The organism is Oleiphilus sp. HI0066 (assembly GCF_001635725.1).
In genome coordinates, this window is sequence record NZ_LWFH01000180.1 from 1 (window position 1) to 3,908 (window position 3,908).

A 3,908-nucleotide genomic window follows, 5' to 3' on the forward strand; every position below is an offset into this window, starting at 1 on the left:
TATCGAGCGATCCAGTCGATTAGGGATTGTCGGTAATATCTATAAAGGCAAGGTTGTACGCGTATTGCCAGGAATGGAGGCAGCTTTTGTAGATATCGGTCTTGAGCGTGCGGCTTTTATTCATGTCTCTGACATCGTCGGGCCCGCAGAGAAAGATACTGCGCAACCTGATATTGCGCATTTGCTTCGTGAGGGTCAGCCTCTTGTTGTTCAAGTCACTAAAGATCCTATAGGCACTAAGGGTGCGAGATTAACCACTCAGTTATCTGTAGCGAGTCGCTATCTTGTGTACATGCCTAGCGTCCAACACATTGGTATCTCTCAACGTATTGAAGAAGAGTCAGAGCGTGATCGTTTGCGTTCCTTAGTGACGAAAGCCACGAAAAGTGAAGCTTTTTTTGCTGAGCGTGCTGCTGAGCCGAAGTCAGCGACTGAGCAAAATAATGATGCTGTTGATACAGAAGCCGGTGATAGCGAATCGAAAGATGAAAACGGGTCTGGATTTATTATTCGAACAGCGGCAGAAGGCGCTGGCGAGGATGAATTTGAAGCGGATATTCGATTTCTCATTCGGCTCTGGAGCAAGCTAGAGCAGCGCATTAAAAATTGTGCTGTAGGTGAGGTGATATACCAAGAATTACCGCTTCATGTGCGGGCTATAAGAGATTTGGTAAAACCGCAGACAGAGAAAATTCGCATCGATTCCAAAGAAAGCTTTGTGAAGGTAAAAGAATTTTCAGAGAACTTTTTGATTGATGTCAGTTCGCGATTGGAATATTACCCAGGTGAGCGTCCGATTTTCGATCTGTATAGCATTGAAGACGAAATTCAAAAAGCCTTGGGTAGGAAGGTTCAGCTGAAGTCTGGTGGCTACCTGATAATCGATCAAACCGAGGCTATGAGCACAATAGACGTTAATACTGGTGCTTTTGTTGGCCACAGAAACCTCGAAGAAACTATCTTTAAAACCAACCTCGAAGCGGCTCGAACGATAGGAAGACAGCTTCGTTTGCGTAATCTTGGTGGGATTATTATCCTCGACTTTATTGATATGGAAGACGAAGAGCATCAGCGTCAAGTCTTGCGTATGCTAGAGAAAATGCTCGAGCGCGATCACGCTAGAACCACGATTAGTTGTGTGTCAGAACTTGGTTTAGTGGAAATGACGCGTAAGCGAACAACAGAAAGCTTAGGGCAAACTTTGTGCGAGCCTTGCCCTGTTTGTGATGGCACCGGTTCACTTAAAACAGCTGAAACCGTCTGTTATGAAATCTTGCGAGAAATCTTGCGAGTTAGTCGCGCGTACGATGCGCAATCGATCATGGTGATGGCATCTCAAAGTGTCATTGATCGCCTGTTGGATGAAGAGTCTGATAATGTCGCAGATTTAGAAACTTTCATCGGCAAGCAGATAAAGTTTCAGGTTGAACTAATGTACAATCAGGGCCAGTACGACGTTGTTTTACTCTAGCGTCACTCCCTTAAGATAAACGCATAGGTTTTTCGCTTTGAATCGAACCTACAAACTGCTTAAATTCAAAGCGAAACTGCTTGCGTATACCGCATTAATAGCGGTCCTCGTCTATGTTGTAGCAGGGCGTTTAGTCCTCTCACAGCTTCCAGATTATCGCCTTTCTTTGCAAAGCTACCTAAGTTCTGAGCTGGAACTGCCTGTTGTGATCGATCAACTTGGGGCAAAGTGGAGTGGCTTTGATCCAATTCTTGAGATTCGCGGCATATCAGTCAATGGTGCACCCAACGCACATATAAAAACGGCACAGATTAAGTTCGCGTTCTTGGATACTCTGCTCAATCAAGCGCCGCGAATCAAATCTATTAAGTTAGACCAAACGAACCTTGCTCTGCATCAGGATAGTCAAGGAGGGTGGTCGCTTGCCGGGGTCGATTTATTTAATTTGCAAATAGACGATGACAGTACGTCTCAGTTTGCGATTGAAGATATTTTAGATGGCGCAAACCTAAAGCTTGTTGATGCATACGTGCGCGTGACAGTGCATGGCAAAGATGAGCGTGTATGGCATCTTCCATCCTCAAGTTTGACGTATATTGATGGACAAATATTCGCGCAAGGTAACGTCATTCGTCCAAATGGATTGCAGCCCTTAGCGCGATTTGTTTATAACAGCGCTGATTTTGAATCTAGTTCATCGACTGCCGGAAAACTCTATATTGAGGCGCGATCTGCTGACTTTCTTGATCGTTTTCTTGAGGCTTATTCTTGGAAAGGTTTAGTAATTAACGACTTGGATGTGAGCGGTCGCGTATGGCTTGATCTAGCTGGTCTAAAGGTTGAAGGGCTTTATGCCGATGTTCAATTACATCGTCTGAATTGGAGTGCCGATCAAAAAACTTTATTGCCGATAGTGAATTCATCCGCGCGTTTCTCTTGGCAAGGCAATGAAAACGGGCATCGGGTTGCCCTGGATAATCTTGTCTATCAATGGAATGGGCAGCGATGTTCAATTCCTGGAGCTGTACTTGAATCCTCCGAAGCTGGACTGAATGTCTCGGTCAGTCAAATAGACCTAGATTGTACCGGCGAATTATTGCGATCGGTCGATCTATTAGATAGCGATCTAAGTGAGCGACTTAGGGTTAGTGATCCTAGTGGTCTACTTAAAAACATGCATATTGCTTTGGATTCAGAAAGCGATGATTTTTCGTTTAAATCAGAGCTACACAAAGTATCTTTGAAGCCATTTAGGGGTACTCCTGGTGCAACGAACATCGACGGTTTTATTGAAGTTAATGAGAACCTAGGTTACGTCGATTTTTATAGTGAAAAGTTCGGCTTATTTTTCCCTGATTTGTATTTAAAGAGCTTTGATAGTTATAGCGCGTCAGGCCGGGTTCAATGGTATCAAGATGGCGATGACTATGTGGTCGAGTCGCAAGGCCTGTCGTTGAAATTGTTCGATGATGCAGAAGTGACTGGCGATTTTGTTCTCCGACTTAATGACGATTCGCAAGAGGATTACCTAGGTTTGATGCTCGGTATGACAAATGTTGAGTTATCGAATGTGATTGATTTTGTACCGTATTATGCTGTTGATTCGACCTTACATCAGTGGCTCGCAGAGTCGCTTAAAAGCGGCATTGTAGAAGATGGGCGTTTTATTGGGTATGGAAGTATCGAATCTGACAGCCCCAATAATAGCTTTAGTTCAACCTTGGCGCTCAGAGCGAAGCCAGCCGAGCTAAAATTTGACGAGTTATGGCCGTCACTGACTGATCTCGATTTAACTCTGAATTTACACAACGACAGGCTGATCGTAGAAGCTGAAAGTGCGCAGATAAACGGTGTTTCTGTTCGTAATCTCTCTGCCGTTATGCCGGAGGTAAGCGAAGAAGAGCCCGACTCTCGTTTACAGGTTGATGCTGAATTATCCCTTGATGGCGCGGATTATGATTATTGGCTTTCAGAGTCTCCCATTGCTGATGCAACCCGAGGTGTTTCAGATTTACTTAGCTTTGAGGGGCCTGCGGAGGCGCATCTAGGGCTGAATTTAGTTTTTCAGGATGAACTGCAGACCGATTACAGCATTGACGTATATGCACGAGGTTTGAAAGCGAGTCATCGAGATAGCCACTTATTTGCGGAAAACATCGTGGGTAAGTTGAAGGTGGATTCTCAAGCAGGTATTAATGCCGATATGTTATCGATGCAGTTTATGGGCGAGGCTGCATTTTTAAATATAGAGAATCGTTCGGATATAGCGGCAACAGAGTTGAAATTATCTGGGCAGTTAAATCCCAGTAAGCTATTCACGGATGAGAACAAGCGGTCTAGTAATGTTCCTTTTTATGGCGTAAGCGGTCGTACCGCCTTTGAATCCTCATTGATAATTCCTGATGCGCAAGAGCCAGCACGTTTTGAGATGACGAGC

General features: G+C 44.5%; 2 protein-coding genes. Both read left to right on the forward strand.

The features are described from left to right. Position 1: 1 nt before the first annotated feature. Positions 2-1,471, forward strand: a complete 1,470-nt coding sequence (locus A3738_RS02960) for a ribonuclease E/G (protein WP_369819759.1) — start codon at positions 2-4, stop codon at positions 1,469-1,471. A gap of 37 nt (positions 1,472-1,508) precedes the next feature. Then, on the forward strand, positions 1,509-3,908 hold a 2,400-nt coding region (locus A3738_RS02965; RefSeq protein ID WP_156503908.1), incomplete at its 3' end, for a YhdP family protein.